Annotated in this window: 14 protein-coding genes and 1 pseudogene; 12 read left to right on the forward strand and 3 right to left on the reverse strand. The window is 39.7% G+C overall.

Going from position 1 to position 20,935, the window contains the following annotated elements; all coding sequences use genetic code 11:
• Positions 1-12: 12 nt before the first annotated feature.
• The 3 genes from IAR63_RS01030 (at position 13) to IAR63_RS01040 (ending at position 3,612) form a co-directional block, all read left to right on the forward strand.
• A complete protein-coding gene (locus IAR63_RS01030; protein WP_187706279.1) occupies positions 13-789 on the forward strand; it encodes a TIGR03943 family putative permease subunit in 777 nt (258 codons plus the stop codon).
• An 89-nt stretch (positions 790-878) separates the two neighbouring features.
• Positions 879-2,390, forward strand: a complete 1,512-nt coding sequence (locus IAR63_RS01035; RefSeq protein WP_187706280.1) for an Ig-like domain-containing domain — start codon at positions 879-881, stop codon at positions 2,388-2,390.
• 40 nt (positions 2,391-2,430) lie between these two features.
• On the forward strand, positions 2,431-3,612 hold the full coding sequence (locus IAR63_RS01040) for a coiled-coil domain-containing protein (RefSeq protein WP_187706281.1): 1,182 nt from the start codon (positions 2,431-2,433) through the stop codon (positions 3,610-3,612).
• 204 nt (positions 3,613-3,816) lie between these two features.
• Here IAR63_RS01040 and IAR63_RS01045 read toward each other — a convergent pair whose 3' ends face one another.
• Entirely contained in the window at positions 3,817-5,880 is a 2,064-nt protein-coding gene (locus IAR63_RS01045; RefSeq protein ID WP_187706282.1) for an NAD(P)/FAD-dependent oxidoreductase, read from the reverse strand.
• Positions 5,881-5,965: 85 nt separating this feature from the next.
• Here IAR63_RS01045 and IAR63_RS01050 point away from each other — a divergent pair, with 85 nt between their 5' ends.
• Positions 5,966-6,199 (forward strand): hypothetical protein, encoded by a 234-nt coding sequence (locus IAR63_RS01050; RefSeq protein ID WP_006276929.1) that lies wholly within the window; start codon positions 5,966-5,968, stop codon positions 6,197-6,199.
• Between the two features lie 9 nt (positions 6,200-6,208).
• On the opposite strand, the gene IAR63_RS01055 is transcribed toward IAR63_RS01050, so the two are convergent.
• Both IAR63_RS01055 and IAR63_RS01060 read right to left on the reverse strand, forming a co-directional pair.
• Positions 6,209-7,225, reverse strand: coding sequence for an aldo/keto reductase (locus IAR63_RS01055; RefSeq protein WP_407927144.1), 1,017 nt, complete (start codon positions 7,223-7,225; stop codon positions 6,209-6,211).
• Between the two features lie 495 nt (positions 7,226-7,720).
• A complete protein-coding gene (locus IAR63_RS01060; protein WP_235678315.1) occupies positions 7,721-8,122 on the reverse strand; it encodes a helix-turn-helix domain-containing protein in 402 nt (133 codons plus the stop codon).
• A gap of 151 nt (positions 8,123-8,273) precedes the next feature.
• Here IAR63_RS01060 and IAR63_RS01065 point away from each other — a divergent pair, with 151 nt between their 5' ends.
• From IAR63_RS01065 to IAR63_RS01100, 8 genes and pseudogenes are all read left to right on the forward strand, one after another.
• A complete protein-coding gene (locus tag IAR63_RS01065; protein WP_187706283.1) occupies positions 8,274-9,818 on the forward strand; it encodes an ATP-binding protein in 1,545 nt (514 codons plus the stop codon).
• Between the two features lie 72 nt (positions 9,819-9,890).
• Positions 9,891-11,438 (forward strand): ATP-binding protein, encoded by a 1,548-nt coding sequence (locus tag IAR63_RS01070; protein WP_187706284.1) that lies wholly within the window; start codon positions 9,891-9,893, stop codon positions 11,436-11,438.
• 155 nt (positions 11,439-11,593) lie between these two features.
• Positions 11,594-11,698: pseudogene (locus tag IAR63_RS01075) on the forward strand (transposase); the annotation flags it as partial.
• A gap of 74 nt (positions 11,699-11,772) precedes the next feature.
• A complete protein-coding gene (locus IAR63_RS01080) occupies positions 11,773-11,979 on the forward strand; it encodes a hypothetical protein (RefSeq protein WP_187706285.1) in 207 nt (68 codons plus the stop codon).
• Positions 11,976-12,461, forward strand: a complete 486-nt coding sequence (locus tag IAR63_RS01085; RefSeq protein ID WP_235678316.1) for a YraN family protein — start codon at positions 11,976-11,978, stop codon at positions 12,459-12,461. Before IAR63_RS01080 ends, IAR63_RS01085 begins: the two co-directional genes overlap by 4 nt.
• 93 nt (positions 12,462-12,554) lie before the next feature.
• Complete coding sequence (locus IAR63_RS01090; RefSeq protein ID WP_141303822.1) at positions 12,555-12,974, forward strand: lysozyme inhibitor LprI family protein; 420 nt, start codon at positions 12,555-12,557, stop codon at positions 12,972-12,974.
• Positions 12,975-13,160: 186 nt separating this feature from the next.
• Entirely contained in the window at positions 13,161-16,391 is a 3,231-nt protein-coding gene (locus tag IAR63_RS01095) for a type ISP restriction/modification enzyme (RefSeq protein WP_187706286.1), read from the forward strand.
• A gap of 89 nt (positions 16,392-16,480) precedes the next feature.
• Positions 16,481-20,740: a helicase-related protein gene (locus tag IAR63_RS01100; protein WP_057178458.1), complete on the forward strand. Its 4,260-nt coding sequence runs from the start codon at positions 16,481-16,483 to the stop codon at positions 20,738-20,740.
• Positions 20,741-20,935 lie beyond the last annotated feature (195 nt).

Genomic DNA, 20,935 nt, shown 5'->3' on the forward strand with positions numbered 1-20,935 from the left:
AAATTACCGTGTATGAGTTCACTACGAAATGCTAAATCCCTAACCATTAATCATTTACTCTCTTGGTTAGAAGTAGTAGCCATTGCTGCTTGGGGAGTGCTAATCTTGAAATACTGGCTAACTGATAAACTGAATCTCTTAATTCATCCTGATTTCTTTTGGTTAGTCATTGTAGCTGCTATTGGTTTACTGACCATGAGTTTTTGTAAAAGTTTACAACTTTGGCACAAAATTCCTCCTGATCAAATCACCAGTGGTGAACAACATATTAATGTGTTTCCCCCTGGATGGAGTAGCAGCTTGCTATTAGTTGCTGCGGTTTTAGGATTTATTATTAGTCCTCAAGTCTTTGCTTCCCAAACAGCACTGAATAGAGAAGTTACCGAAATACTAGGAGCAACACGGACTCAACCCCAGGCCTTTCGTGCTAACACCCGTCCAGAAGAGCGAACTCTAATAGATTGGGTAAGAATACTCAGTGCCTATCCGGAACCGGACGCTTATACTGGACAGAAGGTCAAAGTCCAAGGGTTTGTGATTCACTCCCAGGAACTCAATCTAGACCATCTTATCTTAGCTAGGTTTGTGATTACTTGTTGTGCTGCGGACGTTTATCCCGCTGGATTACCTGTCCAACTCCCCACTAATCGCGACCAATATCCCCCAGATACCTGGTTAGAAGTGGAAGGACAAATGATCACGTCCAATATTGCCGATAAACGCCGACTCACTATTAAGGCTAATTCTATCCACCAAATTCCCCAGCCCAAAAATCCTTATAGTTATTAGGTGTATTAGGTGACTAAAATATGTTAACTAACTCGAGACTTGTTTAGATTTGTTTGGATTTGTACAGGAATTATTTTCCATTTCTACCGATGACTAAAACCTATAAATCTATTTTGTCTTTTTCACAATTAGATCGTGCGGCGATCGCCGTGATATTAGTGTTAGGCTTGTTGATTGGAATAACCATTGCTCAGGGGGATGGTGTAAAACCCACTGTGCGCAGTTTTAGTTGGCAAGATCGACAAATTGGTGCGGAAGATACTGCATTTAGTCTGGTCTTTAGTCGTCCCATGGATACCAAAAGTGTGGAGGATAATTTGCAAATTACCCCACCACTAGCTGGTAAAATCAGCTGGGCGGGGAAAAGGATGGTTTACACACTATTAACACCAGCTCCCTATGGCACAAATTATCAAGTTTCGTTAAATAAAGCCAAGGACAAATTTTCCCGCAGTCAGAATAAAAACAGATTAATCAAATCCTTTACCGGAAGTTTTTCTACTCGCAATCGTGCGTTAGTTTATATTGGTACGAGTCCCCAGGAATATGGCAGGTTGGTTCTTTATAACTTAACCCAAGAGCAGAAAACCATACTTACCCCTAGAGATTTAATTGTTATGGACTTTGAGCCATTTCCTATGGGAGATAAAATCCTGTTTTCCGCTCGTGCGAGTAATAATCCAGATTTACTGTCGGCGCAAATTTATACAGTGACCACAGGAATAGCTAACGGACAAGAAGAAAAGTCAGAACCAGCAGGTAAACTGGGTTTAATGTTGGACAATCAGGAGTATCAAAACCTCAAGTTTGACTTGTCCCCTGATGGAGTGACCCTTGTGGTTCAAAGAGGTAAAAAAGATAATCCTGGAGATTTTGGACTATGGTATTCATCCCTGGATAACCTAGATTCTAATGGAAAAGTAATACTAAAACGCTTAGAAGGTAAACCAGCAGGTGACTTTATCATTACACCGGATAGCAAAGCAGTAGCAGTTGCCCAAGGACAAGGAACTGCGATTTTATCCCTAGCAGGGGATACAAGTAAACCATTGGACTTTTTACCTCAGTTTGGTTTGGTACAAGCTTTCTCTAAAGATGGTTCCCAAGCTGCTATGGTAAAATTTAATGGCGATTACACTAAAGATTTATTCTTGGTTACCAATCAGGGAGTTCAGAAACCATTACTAAAAACTTCAGGATCCATACTTTATTGCAGTTTTGATCCTTCCTCACCCACTCTATACTGCTTGTTAACTAGTTTAGTATCACAAGATAAATATGTGGAACAACCTTACCTAGTGGCGATCAATCTGGATACAAAAAAGTACAAACCAATTTTAATGTTACCCGTAGGACAAAGAAATGTACAAATGAGCCTGGCTCCCGATGGTTTAGCAGTTTTGTTTGACCAAACTGTACCTATAAGTAATAACACCCTTTCCTTACCACCTAGTATCTTGAAAACTGATGATGGAGAGGCGATCGCCAAAAGTAGTCTATGGTTCATGCCCCTACTACCGATTGCTGAAGATCAAGCCAAGTCTCTGATTAAACCGGAAGCACTTCCCATAGATGGGTTTAACCCGGTATGGCTCCCATAACCTTTCTATTATTTCACAATTATACAGAGAGAAACAAGTCATGGTAGATCCAGAAATACAACAGTTAGTAACCTTAAATCAAGAACTAAAAAATGTTAACAATGATTTATGTCGAAAATTGGAGAAATTAAGCAAGGAATTAGGGGAAGCGGAAAAAATTCTACAGTGGCAAAAAAAACGCTCCAGCGTCAGCGAATCCATGTTAAACCAGCAGAATCAGGAGATAACAGCTGCTCAAGAGCGAATACAGTCTCTTTCCCAACAATTGGAAACTGCTTTGCGGAATATGGAAAGTCAGGAGATGTTTATCGAAACCCATAAAGCAGAATCACAACTAAATCAACAAAGAATCGCCCAACTAGAAAGAGAATGTACCCTCCTACAAACTAAGTGTAGTGAACAGTCTCAACAGTTACTACATTCAGAGAATACCTGTCGTGAATTAGGTATGCGACTTTTAAGACAACAGCGTCAAACCTTACAGTTTAAAGCTGCTTTAGAAAAGTGTTTAGATAATCCTGGTTTTAGTGATCAAGAGATAGATGATAATGCTTGTTATTTAGATGGAAATTCGGAGGACAGTAGATTTTATAAAAAAGTGCAGTCTTTATTATTACACAGGGAACCCATTAGACCTTGGTCAGCAATGGACTATGTGGAGTCAGAATTTAACCAACCTACTAATGAAAATACAGAAAACACAATGGATGTCTCTGAGGAGATTTCCCATGTAGATCAGAGATTGGAAGATATTCTGTCCGTGTTTTTTGCTTCTAATCCGGACTTGTCAAGTACATCAGATATATCACATACCAATCGGACAAATAACACCAAGGAGACCAGTATCAAAGGTGAGAGTACCTCTTTTCTGGGTGATGGATTGACAGTCCAAAATTTAGATTCCAATCCGGAGGAAAATGAACCCAGACTAACCATGATTCCAGAAAGTCCAAAAAATATGAATAATTTACCCACAGTTAACTTGTCATCTGATAATACCATAAATACCAGTGACCAACAAAATAATTACGATCTACAATGGTCAATTCATAATTTGTCTAATAACTTCTCCCCTGTGGAACTTTTAGAGCAAGATTCAGAACAGAAATCACCCTCACCTTTGATTTACCCTGGTCGAACGGTTAAAGTGAGAAAAACCTTAGCAGCAGTAGAGCTGCCAAATTTCCCACCTCAGTCTCAAAATCAAGATGCTGCTCGGTAATTAACTCTTCCTAAGCTTCCGCTCTATAGGATCTACCCAAAGCTACTCAGACCTTTACAGATCTGGACTACCTACGTTTCATCCTAGTCTCAAGATGATTCTTGAGAGGTTTGTCTACTCCACAAGCTATCTCGGTGGAGCTTACCATTTGATCCGAACGAATCGGAATATGAATTCCTTCAAACCATTGTTCTAGATTTTTTGCTATTGAGATCCCATAGGCAAATTTGAGGAAATGGAAGTGACAAACCGAGTATTAACACGCTTACCAATGGTAACGGCATAATTAATTTCCAACAATTGTAGCCAAAGTGCGGGATACTTGGGTTCCAACCAGGACTGATTCCACTGGAGGAATGGGGTGAACCAGGTTCCCAGTAAAGCGCTTACCAGAGCATGAAAACCAAAATTAAAATAATTGCCCAACCATTTAACTAGATCCTGAAAACCCGCCATTTGCCAAATCCAAATCAGTAGAGCAGGATTTTTGCTAGCAGCTTTTATGGCTAGACGATTAAAGGTTAACCAGTCACAGCGGTCTTTAATAAAATTGTCCACTACCTGTAAAGGTTCATCCACCAGCAAGCCAAAGAAGGTATTCAGCATAGCATTTACCCTTTGGGGAGGAATAAATTTCCCCGTGGGAACCATCATTCCTTTAGAGAATAACCAAGTTACAGAAACGTTACTTTGGTAGGCACGAATTCTATTGAGATGTGTAAAACTCAGTAGATTATGTTTTAAAGCCGTGTTCAGCAGAGTCGTTAAACGCTCCAGATTGCGAACCAAAGAACCAAAACCAGTAAACACCAAAGGAGATTGTAAAGAAGCGGAATCACCAATGGCAATTATGCGGTTAAAAGCCACCTTGCGATCTTTACTACTGGTGCTAAAATGCCCGGGTATATAGCCAAAAGTAGCCTTTTTCCACACCAGGTTATCCAGTTCACAACGGCGATATTCTGGCAAAATTGCGAAAAAGTCCTCATACATTTCCAAAAGAGAACCGGGATTTTCACCATTTACCTGATGATAGTGAAATAGATAAATTGTCAGTTCTTCCCCCTTTCCTGGAAACAACTCCCAAATTAACTGTCTTCCTCTGGAAATATCCCCGTGACTATACAAAACATCTCCATACTGGGAATCCCACACCCCAGGAGCGAATCCTTTCTCTATAATAGCACCTACCGTAGGACACACACTATCAAAAGCTCTACCACCATTTAATTGCCAAGCTATAGGAGAAGCAGTACCCATAGCATCTACGAGTAATCTACCCCCAACTAGTTTCTCCTTTTCCGTATTTATACTCTTGACAGTTACACTAACTTGTGAGTCAGTGACATCTGCTCGCACAAATTCCGTTTCATCCCAAATATCACCACCAGCATCTCGCAGTTTTTGACCACATAGGGTTAATAATTTCTCAGCATCCAGAGCCACATTGAGAACCGTAGGTGTGTGTAATACAGGTGCTTGCAGGTCAGATGGATTATTGGCATCAAAAAACTTATTAAAACCATCTTTATACTCTCTAGCAATAATAGTTTCTACTTCTTCATTTGTGAGTAAGTTTAGATTGATTAAACTTTGAATTTCATCGCGAGAAATATTCCATTCCCTATTCATTCTGCCAAAAGGTAATCTTTCAATCAGTAGCACCTTATAACCCAATCTAGCCATAACTGCAGCGTGGATTGAACCCAGGGCACCACCGATATAGATTAGGTCATATATTAGGCCAGATGAGTTTTCTGGTGGGGTTGTTTGGTGGTCAAAAACTACCTGACGGGGTTGCTGAGGACTTTTGACACCTTCTCGCCAACGTTGCTCCCACCAGTAAACACGTTTAAGATCATATTCCCCATTGGGAATTTTCTGAAAATACTTGACAGTTAGAGGATAATAGGGTTCTAATTCTGTAAAAATTGACCTTTGGGGGTCAATCTTTGGGGGATCGGGGTATTGGTAGGGAAAGCGGCTCCGAATACCCACAGTTAAGCGTCGTAAAACTAAACCTTCTCTTCCAAACGGTTTATCTCCCCAACGAAACACCTTTAAGTATGTTGTCCGCTGTACAGACCAAACAAAAATCGAGAGTTCCGTAGCTAAATGTTTTTCAATAGATAAACCCTCATTTACCACGCGAACTCCTTGTGGAGTTAGTAATTTTTCTCCATCTCCCGGAACAAACTCTGTTTGTAGCCAGTCCCGGACAGCACCACTATCGCTGGTGGGAATTTCTAAGTAAAGAAGCTCTTTCATTTTCTAGTGATATCTCCCCATGTTTTTGTGATGTTGTTGTAAACGTACCCAAACTTACCTAAAAAATTTATCCTAAATTCGCGCCATGAATTATCCTATCCCACAGAGTCCCCAAGAAATCGTCGCCCTGCGACAACAACCCGTTGATGAAGAGTTAGTAGCTGCCGCCATTGCAGGATTAGTCCAGTTAGGTCGCGCCCAAGGGCAGTCGCTAGAAGATTTAACCGCTCAAGTGCTAGAAGAGGATCCCATGTTAGACCGCCAACAAAGAAGATGGCTGAGCCAGTTGGTAGCACAAGCATGGGAAATTTTCTCATAAATCTTGCCCTCATCTCCTGTACTCATCACCACAGTCTCCTATCACCTCATACAAATCTCGTGATTGTTGGGAAACCCTATTGATGATTTTGATATCTTCATCATCCAAATCAAACTCAAAAACCCGCTGATTATCTGCTATGTGTTCGCTAATTCCCAGCCTTGCGCCTACGATTACACCTGCTACTGCTGGCTCTTTTAGAATATAATTGATAGCCACATTAGCAATAGTAGCGTGATACTTATCTGCTACTTGTTTAAGAGTGGCAAGTAGGGACTGGAACAATTGCCATCCACCCCAAGCATCAATCATGTTCTTGTACTTTTTCAAGCTAATGGTATTTAAATCAAAACTGCGCGGTTCTGGTTGTCCCAAATATTTTTCGGATAAGAAACCACCGCAAATGGTACCATAAGTCAATAGCTTAATATTGTGTGCTTCACAAAATTTACTCATATTTACTTCTGGTCTTCTATCAACCAGAGAATACTGGACTTGATTGGAAACAATTCTTATGCCAGCTTGGGTAATGATTTGTAAGTGTTCCGTATCGAAGTTAGTCAAAGCTATGTGTTTAATTTTACCCTCAGCTTGTAATTCTGCCATATACTTGAGAGCGTCTAGGTAACTAGGGTTACCATATTCCCACCAGTGAAACTGCATTAAGTCCAGGGATGGTACATCCATTCTCCTCAGGGAAATATTAATATTCTCTTCGACGATGGATTTAGTCATATTGACAGGGCGAGGGACCCATTTAGTGAAGGTTTGAATATTATTAGCTGCTAACTCTCCACGCTGTGCTATTAACTGACGACGAAACTCCCCGATTAAATCTTCTGCTGGTCCATAATGATCTGCTAGATCCCAGGTGGTAAAACCAGCATCAATATATTTGAACATTGCATTTAAAGCATTTTTTGGCACAATGCGTCCGTGTCCGCCAGAAACTTGCCACATTCCATTTAAAATGCGGCAAATTCGTAAATCAGGAGTAAGTTGTAAATAGCTTTTTGTAGGTAGCATAATAGTTTGTTTTAATGGATTTTAAAAAGGGGTTATTTAGTAGTAGTTAGTCTAAATATAGCACTTTTTGTGAGCTGTATATTTTGAAAGCAGTTTTTGCAGGTTGGATTGACGCAAGGAAAACCAGCGGCCTAAAATTTTGCCATATTTGGCAGATTATACCAGAAAGGCGATCACTCCGCCACAGGAGTAGGAGTACCCTTCTACAAATACAGCAGATTTCATGTAAATAAACCACAATGATTGAACCAATTAAGCGCATTCTCTACTGTAATATAATTTACTGCACTTGTCATGGACTCATTTAGGGCTTCTAAGGTTCGTGCCTCACGACTACGGAGAAATTGCTTTAATTTTGACCAACATAATTCTATCGGAGAGTGGAGTCTCCTGTTCACTGGCATTTAAGTAGGGAGGCACAATTATTTGTAGGATAGGTTAGCAGTAGCGTAACCCATGGGGGTGTTGGGTTTCATACTTCAACCCAACCTACGTTCATCTTATATTTAATTCCACCGACCTACTTAGACTTTTTTTATGACGTAGACCCAACTTTTCTAAGGCTCGATGCATGGTTGTGATACTAACACTAGTGCCCGTCGTTTCTCTCAGGCGATCGCATAATTCTGAAAGCAGTAAATCATTTTTCTCATCCAGCCAAGACTTGATCATGTTTAAATATTGGCCTGCAATTATAGGCTTTTCATATCCTCCACATTGCTTTGGCTCAACTTGCCCAGTTTCACGATAACGACGTACTAAATTTCTCACAAATGATAAGCTGACCTTGAATCTTTCTGCCAACTGGCGTTGAGATCCCTCTCGAGCAACCCATGCTACAATCACGCGATTACGCAAATCTATTGAATAAGGTTTTGGCATATAATTTGACAGCATTTTTACTCTATTTTAGTTTATTACCCTTATTATAGCTTATCTTATTTTGGAGTTTAACTACATGAAAATTGCTGTAAAATAGATTTTTATGGAATAAAATCATTAAAGGGGTTTACCACAAACCCGCGCCCTTGATAGCTCAGACTTCACCATGCCCAAACACTTTAACACTGCTGGTCCTTGCCAATCTGATATCCACTACATGCTCTCCCCAACAGTTCGCCTACCGGACTTGAAAGCACTAATCGATGGACGCAATTACTTTATCATTCATGCACCGCGACAAGTAGGCAAAACCACTGCTATGATAGCCCTAGCCCAAGAATTGACTGATAGTGGGGAATATATCGCCGTGATGCTTTCTTTAGAAGTAGGGGCACCCTTCTCCAGGGATCCGGGTATGGCTGAACGTGCAATTTTGGATGAATGGCAAGAATCCGCTTGTGTTTACCTATCAACTAATCTCCACCCACCCCGTTGGCCAGCATCTCAACCAGGACGGCAAATTGGAGCCGCGTTAGCCAGTTGGGCTAAAGTTGCTACTCGTCCCCTAGTGGTTTTCCTGGATGAAATTGATGCTTTAGCAGATGAAACACTGATTTCTGTTTTTAGACAACTACGCTCAGGTTACAATCGCCGTCCCCATAGCTTTCCCCATTCGGTAGGGTTGATTGGTATGCGGGATGTGCGGGACTATAAGGTTAAATCTGGTGGAAGTGAACGACTTAATACGTCAAGTCCTTTCAATATCAAGGCTGAGTCTTTAACTCTCAATAATTTTACCTTACCAGAAGTAGAAGAACTTTACTTACAACATACACAAGCGACGGGACAGGTTTTTACCCCCGAAGCCATCTACCGTGCATTTTATTTAACCGATGGACAACCGTGGTTAGTCAACGCCCTAGCTCGTCAAGCTACCCAGGTTTTGGTGAAAGATATCACCCAACCCATTACTACTCAAGTGATTAACCAGGCTAAGGAAATTCTTATTCAGCGCCAGGATACTCATTTAGACAGCTTAGCAGAAAGATTACGGGAAGATAGAGTCAAAACCATTATTGAACCAATTTTAGCGGGTGAAGATTTACCTGATGTACCCCAGGATGATATTCGTTACGTCCTGGATTTAGGACTGTGTCGAGACCGAGGACAGGGTTTGGAAATTGCCAATCCAATTTATCGGGAAGTTCTACCCTTGGTGTTAAGTTACACAACCAGGGCTTCCATTGGAGTTATTGAACCTCGTTGGTTAAATGAACAAGGGGAGCTATTACCCGATGAATTATTGGAAGCATTTCTGGAATTTTGGCGACAACATGGGGAACCACTGCTTAAAAGTGCGCCCTACCATGAGATTGCTCCCCATTTGGTATTAATGTCATTTTTACATCGAGTAGTAAACGGTGGTGGTACGCTAGAACGGGAATATGCCATTGGTTCTGGAAGAATGGATATTTGTTTACGCTATGGCAAGGTAGTGATGGGCATAGAATTAAAGGTGCGGAGGGAAAAGTTGGATCCCTTAACCAAGGGTTTAACACAATTGGATAAATACCTGGATGGGTTAGGATTGGATAGAGGGTGGTTAGTGATTTTTGATCGCCGTGCGGGATTACCACCCATGGGAGAGAGAATTAGTACGGAGGAGGTCATTAGTCCAGGGGGACGAACCATTACCGTCATTCGTAGTTAGGGAGATTACCTACAGTATCACACTCTTATTCCCCCTTATAAACATAATATAGTCTAATACTCATACCTCACCATGCCCAAACACTTTAACACTGCTGGTCCTTGCCAATCTGATATCCACTACATGCTCTCCCCAACAGTTCGCCTACCGGACTTGAAAGCACTAATCGATGGACGCAATTACTTTATCATTCATGCACCGCGACAAGTAGGCAAAACCACTGCTATGATAGCCCTAGCTCAAGAATTGACTGATAGTGGGGAATATATCGCCGTGATGCTTTCTTTAGAAGTAGGGGCACCCTTCTCCAGGGATCCGGGTATGGCTGAACGTGCAATTTTGGATGAATGGCAAGAATCCGCTTGTGTTTACCTATCAACTAATCTCCACCCACCCCGTTGGCCAGCATCTCAACCAGGACGGCAAATTGGAGCCGCGTTAGCCAGTTGGGCTAAAGTTGCTACTCGTCCCCTAGTGGTTTTCCTGGATGAAATTGATGCTTTAGCAGATGAAACACTGATTTCTGTTCTTAGACAACTACGCTCAGGTTACAATCGCCGTCCCCATAGCTTTCCCCATTCGGTAGGGTTGATTGGTATGCGGGATGTGCGGGACTATAAGGTTAAATCTGGTGGAAGTGAACGACTTAATACGTCAAGTCCTTTCAATATCAAGGCTGAGTCTTTAACTCTCAATAATTTTACCTTACCAGAAGTAGAAGAACTTTACTTACAACATACACAAGCGACGGGACAGGTTTTTACCCCCGAAGCCATCTACCGTGCATTTTATTTAACCGATGGACAACCGTGGTTAGTCAACGCCCTAGCTCGTCAAGCTACCCAGGTTTTGGTGAAAGATATCACCCAACCCATTACTGCTCAAGTGATTAACCAGGCTAAGGAAATTCTCATTCAGCGCCAGGATACCCATTTAGATAGCTTAGCAGAAAGATTACGGGAAGATAGAGTCAAAACCATTATTCAACCCATGTTAGCTGGTGAAGACTTAGCTGATACGCCAGAAGACAACTTACGATACGTGTTAGATCTGGGTTTATGCCGTCGCGATCGCGGGGGTGCACTAGAAATTGCTAACCCCATTTATCGGGAGATTTTACCTAAAGCTTTAGCCTCCGTGGCGATCGCCTCTTTAACCTCGGTGGAACCCAACTGGTTAAACCCTGATGGCACACTCAACCCTCAAATCCTATTAGACTCTTTTTTGGAATTTTGGCGACAACATGGGGAACCACTGCTTAAAAGTGCGCCCTACCATGAGATTGCTCCCCATTTGGTATTAATGGCATTTTTACATCGAGTAGTAAACGGTGGTGGTACGCTAGAACGGGAATATGCCATTGGTTCTGGAAGAATGGATATTTGTTTACGCTATGGCAAGGTAGTGATGGGCATAGAATTAAAGGTGCGGAGGGAAAAGTTGGATCCCTTAACCAAGGGTTTAACACAATTGGATAAATACCTGGATGGGTTAGGATTGGATAGAGGGTGGTTAGTGATTTTTGATCGCCGTGCGGGATTACCACCCATGGGAGAGAGAATTAGTACGGAAGAGGTCATTAGTCCAGGGGGACGAACCATTACCGTCATTCGTAGTTAGGGAGATTACCTATAGTATCACACTCTTATTCCCCATTCGGTAGGGTTGATTGGTATGCGGGATGTCTGGATGGGTTAGGATTGGATAGAGGGTGGTTAGTGATTTTTGATCGCCGTGCGGGATTACCACCCATAGGAGAGAGAATTAGTACGGAAGAGAAACTTCCTAGCCTATGGACTAATAGTTATTTTTATTCCACTGCTGGACAGGTTTCAGCAGATGTTATTAAAAGGTATATTGAAGATCCGCATCACGGTTAAATATCAAGGCGAATAAATTCGCCGTTGGCACTTCCTGTCTAAAGCCAAGTGGCTTCCGTGCCGGCGATTTTCTTGTGAAGAACGTCAACGAGAATATGAAGAACGTCAACGGGAATATGAGGCACGTCAACGGGAATATGAGGCACTTCAACGGGAATATGAAGAACGTCAACGGGAATATGAGGCACGTCAACGGGAATATGAAGAACGTCAGCAACGGGAGCGTGAAGAACGTCAACGGGAAAATGAAGCACGTCAGCGAAAACATGAAGAAGAGATGAACCAATTCCGTATATCTATGGAAGAAACTAGGAAGATGGTAGCTGAAACTAATAAGAATATGGGATCTATCACTAGTAGATGGGGTGAGTTTGTAGAAAACTTAGTCAGACCTGCTGCGGTGAGATTATTTAAGGAGCAGGGTATTAATGTACACTATACCTCTCTTCAGGTAAAAGCTCATGATTATGCAGGTTCCATAGAAATTGATATTTGGGCAGAAAATGATGGTGAAATTGTAGCCATTGAAGTTAAGTCTCACTTAAAAGTACGAGATATTAAACGATTTATAACAGTACTTGATCGGTTCAAGGATGTATTTCCTAAATATAAAAATTATAAGCTTTATGGAGCAGTAGCGGGTATCAAAGTAGATGAGAAAGCAGATCAATACGCGTTAGAACAAGGTCTCTTTTTAATCCGTCCAGCGGGAGATTCTGTAGCTATTGATATGAAGAAGGATTTTCAAGCCAAGGTGTGGTAACTGGGTCACAATCATTGCCCACTTGGTACATCTACCTTCTAGAATTAGATGATTGATGACACCAGTGTAAGATTTAGATGATAAGTAAATAATATGAAAAAACCATTTATCTATATAATCATGATTGTTACCGGTATGCTGGGGAGTTCTGCTCTACTACTCGAACCAAAGTTAACAGCTATTGCCCAATCACCCAATTGTGTTAACCGGATTACTCAGTATGATATGAATTTATGTGCGTCCCTTGATGCTAAGGTTGCGGATGGAAAGTTAAATCAGATTTATAAACAAGTTCGAGTCAGGTATAATGCAAATCCGGAAGCAAAACTTCTTATAGATGCACAAAAAGCCTGGATTAAATATCGAGATGCTAGTTGCGCATTTTCTAGGGGTAGATTTCAGGGAGGATCTATTGTACCAATGGTATATCACGGTTGTTTAGAACGATTGACTAAAGAACGAACGAAGGAACTTGAAAGTTACTTACAAGAAGGAAGTTTTTCTAAGCGCTAGCGGAGATACTAACGAACCCGAATCTGAACCATGCAATCGCATTGATCTTCGAGTTTTGGGTTTTCTCAACTGCACCCAGGAAAAGCGATCGCCTGTTTTTGTGGGTAATCATGGGATTTTAAAGTAAAGTTGACTTTCACACAAGTTTCGTGTACTATTAGATATTTATATGCCTCAATATAACCCATGACTTTCACAAGGGCACAGTTTCAAGTTGTAATCAAAGATAAAAATGACAGCAGTCGCGTTGCAGCTTTACAACAACTGTTAGGATACCCTGTGGGAGAAAAGGATCCGGGAGGTTCACGATTCTGGTATTTGCGCCCAGGGGTGGATGGGGAACAAGCTACTGACACATGTCCTATTGCAGTGGGTTTTTATGAAGAACTGGTGTCTTTAAGTGAATTAGAGGCTAAAAGATTTTTCACTGAGGAAGCACAACAAAGAGATATTTACGGACATTATATCAGTCGAGTAGCTGAAGAACAACCGGTCATGTATGTACTTTTACCCCATGGGTCATCTGGTAGGGTTTCTTTAATCCTTCCTGGGGAAGGTAAATTGCGTCAGCAACAAATTCAAACTTTTAGTTGTGATGATGAGCAGTTACTGTCACGACTAAAAAGAATTACACAAGATGAAATATTTATTGCTACTAAAGCACTGATGTCTGTTCCTTTGGTGGAATGGGTGTTTTATGAACCAATCAAGACTGCTAAGGAATTGGCTCTAAAATTAGCACAAGCAGCACGTCAGATTGAGCAGGTAATACCTATCGCTTACAAGCAAGAACGGGAAGATGGATATTTACATACATTACTTAAAAGTTTTCAGCGGGAATTATTACCTTCTCTTAAACTTAGTGCAGATAATGAAAAAGATTACAGTTTCGCTGATATTTATGCCCAAACTATTGCCTATGCTTTGTTTACAGCTCGGGTATTCGGTTATGTGAGAGATAAAAGAGCAGGAAGGACACAAGAAACCTTATTTGATAGAGAATCAGCTTGGCAACAATTACCCGAAACTAATCCATTTCTACGTAAGTTGTTTCAGGATGTTTCTGAACGCAGTGCTGAGAAATTGGGTGATGATTTGATAGGGGCGATCGCGGATATTTTTGTCATCCTTCGTACTACTAAGATGGATGCGATTTTATCGGATTTTGAGATGAAAATGAACCGGGAGGATATTGTAATTCGGTTCTATGAAGATTTCTTAGCAGCATATAAACCCCAAATGCGGGAACGACGGGGGGTTTATTACACACCTGAACCTGTGGTTTCTTACATGGTGCGTTCTGTGGATATTTTGGTGCAGGAAAAGTTTAATAAACCCTTGGGTTTAGCAGATCCCACAGTGACTATTCTTGACCCTGCTTGTGGTACTGGTACATTTTTATTATATATTTTTCAACTTATCTATCAACGCTTTCAAGAGTCCCCAGCAACACTTACGGAAGGCTTAGCTGATAGGTCTTGGTCTGGGTATGTTGAGGAGCGGTTGCTACCTAGAATATTTGGTTTTGAGCTGTTAATGTCTCCCTATGCGATCGCCCATCTGAAAATAGGTTTGTTTTTGCAAGAAACTGGGTATAGGTTTGATGGTGCTAAGCGATTGGGAGTTTATTTAATTAATACTTTGGAGGATATTACGTTAAGGGAAGAAACCCAGCAGTTAAGTTTAAATATTCCCCAAATGGAGGAATTAATAGCTGAGGAAGCGAAAGCAGGGGCTAGGGTTAAGAAGGAGGAACCGATTATGGTGGTAATTGGTAATCCTCCCTATTCAGGACATTCAGAAAATAATAACCCTTGGATTAAGGAGTTAGTTAATGATTATTATTTTGTAGATGGCAAACCATTGGGTGAGAAAAATCCTAAATGGTTACAAGATGATTATGTTAAGTTTATCCGTTTTGCTCAGTGGCGAATTGATAAATCAGGTCAGGGAGTTTTAGCTTTTATTAGTAATCATGGATTTTTAGATAATCCCACCTTTCGGGGAATGCGTCAGCATTTGATTGATAGTTTTAATGGCATTTATATTTATGATTTACATGGCAATAGTAAGAAGAAGGAAACTGATATGGATGGAGGGAAAGATGAAAATGTCTTTGATATTCAGCAAGGTGTAAGTATTACTTTAGCTCTTAAAGTAGAGAATGAATGTATTAATAATCATGCTCATTTATATGGATTGAGAGATTACAAATATAATACTTTGACTGAAAATACAGTTAATACTACTAGGTTTTCTGAGGTTAAACCAAAGTCTGAGTTCTATTTATTAATTCCTCAAGATACGGATTTATTTACAGAATATGAGCATTATTTTAAAATAACTGATGTTATGCCTGTGAATTCTGTAGGTATTGTGACAGCTAGGGATAAATTAACTATTCAAGACAGTCCTGAAGAGGTTTGGAATATTGTTACTGATTTTGTAAATTTAGGTATTGAAGAAGCAAGAGAGAAGTATAGTTTAGGTGAAGATACTAGGGATTGGAAAGTTAATCTAGCCCAAGAAGATATTAGAAACAGTAATCTTGATAAAGATAATATATCACCGATTTTATACAGACCATTTGACCAGAAGTTCACTTATTACACTGGGAAGAGTAGAGGTTTTATTTGTATGCCTCGTCCCGAAGTTATGAGAAATATGTTATTAGGTGATAACTTAGCTCTAATAACTGTTAGAAAATCACCACCTATGAGTATTTCTAATTACTTTTTGACAACTTCTCAAATTATAAGTAATGGTGTTATTAGGTCTGATAATCAGAGTATTGATACTTTATTACCGCTTTACCTCTACCCAGATAAAAACAACCCCAAAGAACTCCAACAAGAAAAACGAGCCAACTTTTCAGAAGACTTCCTAAAAAAAATAGAAATAAACCTGGGTTATCTCCCCACACCAGAAACCATATTCTACTACATATACTCCATCTTCCACTCCCCCACCTACCGCACCCGCTACGCTGAATTTTTAAAAATAGATTTTCCCCGAGTTCCCATCACTAGTGACAAAAACCTCTTCTCTCAACTAGCAAAATATGGAGAAGAACTAGTAGCACTACACCTGATGAAATCCCCTAGATTAAATAACCTCATCACCCAATTCACTGAAAATGGAGGTCATGGAATAGTAGATCCCGCTCACCCTAAATATACCCAAAGCACAGTAGTCATCAACAAAAAAGGTGACAAATTTGTGGGAGTACCAGAACCAGTCTGGAACTTTTATGTTGGAGGTTATCAAGTTTGCCAAAAATGGCTTAAAGACCGTAAGGGACGCACCCTAAATGATAATGATATTCAACATTATCAGCGCATAATTGTAGCACTACAGGAAACTATTAAACTCATGCAATCAATTGACGAAACCATACTAAACTGGCCCATTCAGTAAATATTGCATTAGTTATTTTTCATCTGCTACAATCAAACTAATTATTTCCCCAAACCGCACCTGTGATTTTTAGATATTTTTAACCTCAAATGCTGGACACCTTTATCCAAGAACTGATCCGAAAACAGCGTCCTTACTACATCATCCAAGGTACACCCATAAAAGGGCTTGAGAATCAGTATTGGTTGGTTTTCAAACATCGTGATGCAGATAACCTGCTGCATAAAGTTGTTAAATTCTTAGGTGCTAGTAAAAAACAAACAACTTATAAACTATTAAGAATAGACCAAAAAGCTGCTAAGGTCTTTACATATACCCCCATCAAGCAAAATGACTTACCCAGCACCAGCTTACTGAGAACATCCAAGCTCGATATTATTGAAAAATTCTTGGATGTGGAAAATGTCACTAAAGAAAAAGCCTTATTAACTGGTAGTTTCCGAGAAATCTCTGGTCGTCAGCGGCGCTTCAATCTGCCCAATGATTTGGATAAGTACCATCAATTCTTTAGTAAAGTATTAGAACGCAGTCAAATTTATCGTCGTTCCACAGCTTATTTTGATAGTGGTATTCTGAAATTATATGAGGAACCATTGGCTGCTATTATTCAAGCAGAAGGAAGAATTCGCTTGTTAATGGACTGGCAAGGATTTACTAAAAAGTCCGATGTTCAAGAACTGGAAAAACTTCATGACTCTAATTATCGCACTCAGTTTATTCAACGCACCTTACAAGAGTTTCTACGAAATTTAAAAGATAGAGAATTAGATCACACAGAAATATTAGCTGAGTTAGTCAGACTAGGATTTATGGTGATTAAACTAGTCAAAATGGAATCAGAAAGGGCCATTTATCATAAAAAAACAGGTATTCTCAGCGACTCCCTGGGATATCATATTCAACATGATGGTTCGGACAACTTCACCCGCGCTGCTTATTCTCGAAATGCTGAAAGTATCACTTTTTTATATTCCTGGGATGAACTGGATACAGAAACCATATTAGAGAACATTCGTCAATTTGATAGGGAATGGGAACGGGAAGATATAGCATTTGATATCAGTTTAGAATTCCTCCAAGAAGTATTAGCAGAAAAGGAACGTCGCAGTCAATTAAAAACACCAGTTATTGATTCTATCACTCCTGACACCGTTCCCTCGGGAAAAACTACCAACGTTGAAATTACCGGTCAAAACCTAGATCGCGTAGAAGAAATCCAAATTGTTGATAATGACCTGGTACAAGTTACCATTAATAGTAAAGAACCAGAGCGTATTTTCGGTCAAATTACTATAAACACAAACCATCCACCAACAGTTTTAAAAGAGTTTAAGGTAAGAACTACTGAACAAAGTTATGAAATAGCACCGAAAAAACCTCCGGTGGTCACTAATTCCCCAGAAATTCCTGAGTTTGCAGAAATTGAGGGATTTAAACGAGCAGTAGAAATGATTTTAGCGGGTAATCATGGTACACCTAGTGACTTTCTTTATTGGTTAGCACGGCAAAAACCCCAACAGTTTCAAGTAGAACGCAGTGATTTATTAGACGAACTGTTAAATAATAGCACCCTCTTTGAACACCAAAAGTCAGGCGCTCAACATTGTTTAAGAGTGATGAAAAATTTTGGTGTAGCTGTGTGTGCAGATGCAGTAGGCTTAGGGAAAACCCGTTTAGCTGCTACTGTAGCCAGACTATATCGTCAACAAAATGCACAAGCTAAAATTGCTATTATAGCTGCTAAAAAACTTCATCCCAACTGGGAACGGGAACTGGGAGAATTAGGATTATTTCAATCCCGTGATTACGAACCCTATAACAAAAACCTCATGAGTCGTAAAGGTGGTTTTATAGAAAACTTTGGTCGTTTTGGGGGACCAGACTTAGTAATTATTGATGAGGCCCACGAAGGTATTCGCAATTATAGAAACCGTATTCACAAAACTTGTTTAGAGATACAAGAACAAGATAGAAAAACTGGCAAGCAACGTCATTTTCTGCTTTTGACCGCCACTCCCTGGAATAATCGCCGAGAAGATATTTATAATATCCTTTCACCCTTTATTAGTCGTCCAGAAGGTTTTAATGATTTAAAATTCCCCCCAGAAGTAACCCACTGGTTTCAAAATCGCGAAAGTGGTGTAGAAAATTTTACGGACAATACGGAACTATTTCGCCGCACCTATCGGGAACTGTTTCTTCAACGGACTAGACAAATGCTACGAGAAGCTACTCCGGATTTAAACTTGTATGCCAAACGGGTGGCGGAATGGTTACCAGTAAAATTTGAAGATGGTACTGAATTAGCGCTAAATCAAATTTTCACCCAGTTTGAAACTAGTTTATATATTCCTTTTGCTGACCCTATTCGTTATTTAACCAGTAATGTGGAACAACGTAGTTTGTTATCCAATCAGCGCCGCTTTTTCTTACAAAGAGCTGAATCTAGTATGTATGCCTTGGGTAGAACTATTGGGAGTTTTGGTTACCGAATTGAACAAATGCAGAAACGTTTAGAATCAGTTTCTTCTGATGCGGAGGGACTAAAGGAGTTTTTACTAGTCCACTATAATTTCAACTCCGATAGAAAAGATAACTCAGAAAAGTTCTTAGATCATTATTTAGATCATTATGAAGATGAGGATTATGAAGAAGAGGAGGAAGAAGAGGAAAATGAAGCAAATCAAGAACAAAACCGTCAACAATTAAGACGTTCTATAGATACTCTCACAGGTAATCTACAGAATGATCCTGACAATGCCCAAAAAATTTATAATCGCATGCTAGATGATTGTGAAAAAGACCTACAACAATTGGATGAAATTCACGCCTTATTAAAGAATGAGTTTTTGGTTGATCACAAAAAACAACAAGTTACCCAAAAAGTTCGTGAGTTAGTGAAACTTGGTCATAAGGTACTACTAATTTCTACCTTTAGCGATACTGTGATTGATTATTATCATTATATGACCCGCGACAGTGCGATCGCAGCTAAGGGTATTGGGATGTTAATTGGTTCCACAAAATTATATTATCCGGACAATTCAGATAAACCACAAAGAGTAAGTCCTGCTTATGTAGTACAACCTAAACAAGGTCGAGTTGTTTCCAATCGCCAAAGTATCTTTAGATTGTTTGCTCCACATGCTACCTGTAAAAGTCCTGAAGAGCTTCCCAAACCAGAAGAAGAAATTAGAGTATTAATTGGTTCAGAAACCTTATCGGTGGGTCAAAATTTGCAAGATGCGGATTATTTGATTAATATTGATTTGCCTTGGAATCCCATGATTTTAGAGCAAAGAATTGGCAGGATTGATAGACCGAAACAACATAAGACGGAACATATTTATATTTATTATGCCAACAGCGAAAGTCAGCTACTGAGACAAGCATCTCGATTAACAAATTTACATAAAAAACTAGTAGGTGAATTAGCTCAACTAGATGGGAAGATCACAAATATTGAAGACCATCCTCCTATTCCTACTATTTCCAGTGTTAATAAATTAGGATCTTCTATTTATGGTGATACATTATTTGATGATGAAATTTTACCAGGATATGTGGATTTCATCCAAAGTCTAATTAAAGCTAGAAAAATGGAACAAGGTAATTTACAGGAGGATGCTTATAAAAAACAAGAAACCAATCGAGATGTTTATACCCAAAATGAAATATTACACAGTGAAGAGCTGAGTGAACTTTTAAAAAAAATGGGCGATGATTACCAACCAAATCCCATTGCTCTAGGTCGAATCAATGAACCAAACCAACCAACCGGATTAGTAGCACTAACAGTGCGATATTTCGGACCCAATGGTGAACCTATAAAAAATAAACAAGAAACCCTATTTTGGAACAATATCACAAGAGAAAAAGATGGTTATGGTTTGGCGATCGCCACTGCTATCAAAACCCCAGCAGCTAACAATGTGTTTTCTTCAAAATATTTAATATCATTAGCTGAATCAATTTATGACGAACTGGTGAAACTCAAGGAACAACGCAGTGCAGAACTAGAGGAACCAGAAACCCTAGAAAATATTAATATTACTTCGGAACGGATTACCAAAATACAACGTCGTTTAAATAAGCTAGATAGGTTCCCAGGTAATTTAGACCGTGTTATGGTGAAAAGTACGCTGAAAAAACTGAATAGTTGGAAAGAGGGAAAATCTGTACAAAAACTTTTGAAGGAATATACAGATGGGGATAAATCAAATTTGGATGATGAGAAATTTATTATTCAGTTGGTGGAAGATACGGATAGGTTAAACCTAATTTTGGATGAAGGAATTAAACCTACCAGTATGCAAATTTCCTTAACAGCATTTTTATTAAGAGGTTGAATGCAACCAGTAATTACCGCTTATAAAAATAGATGCACATCTAATTAATTATCTTTAAATTAGGGTTTAACTTTCTACTTTGGGCTGAGAATTTCACAACATAGGAATTCTATGCTGATTCCATGACCAGTTAGGATTTGATAAAACTTAGTCCAGTCTGAATCAAGAGCATTAACGATGGGAGGGCGATTTGGC

It is taken from the genome of Cylindrospermopsis curvispora GIHE-G1 (assembly GCF_014489415.1).
Taxonomy (GTDB): Bacteria; Cyanobacteriota; Cyanobacteriia; order Cyanobacteriales; family Nostocaceae; genus Raphidiopsis; species Raphidiopsis curvispora_A.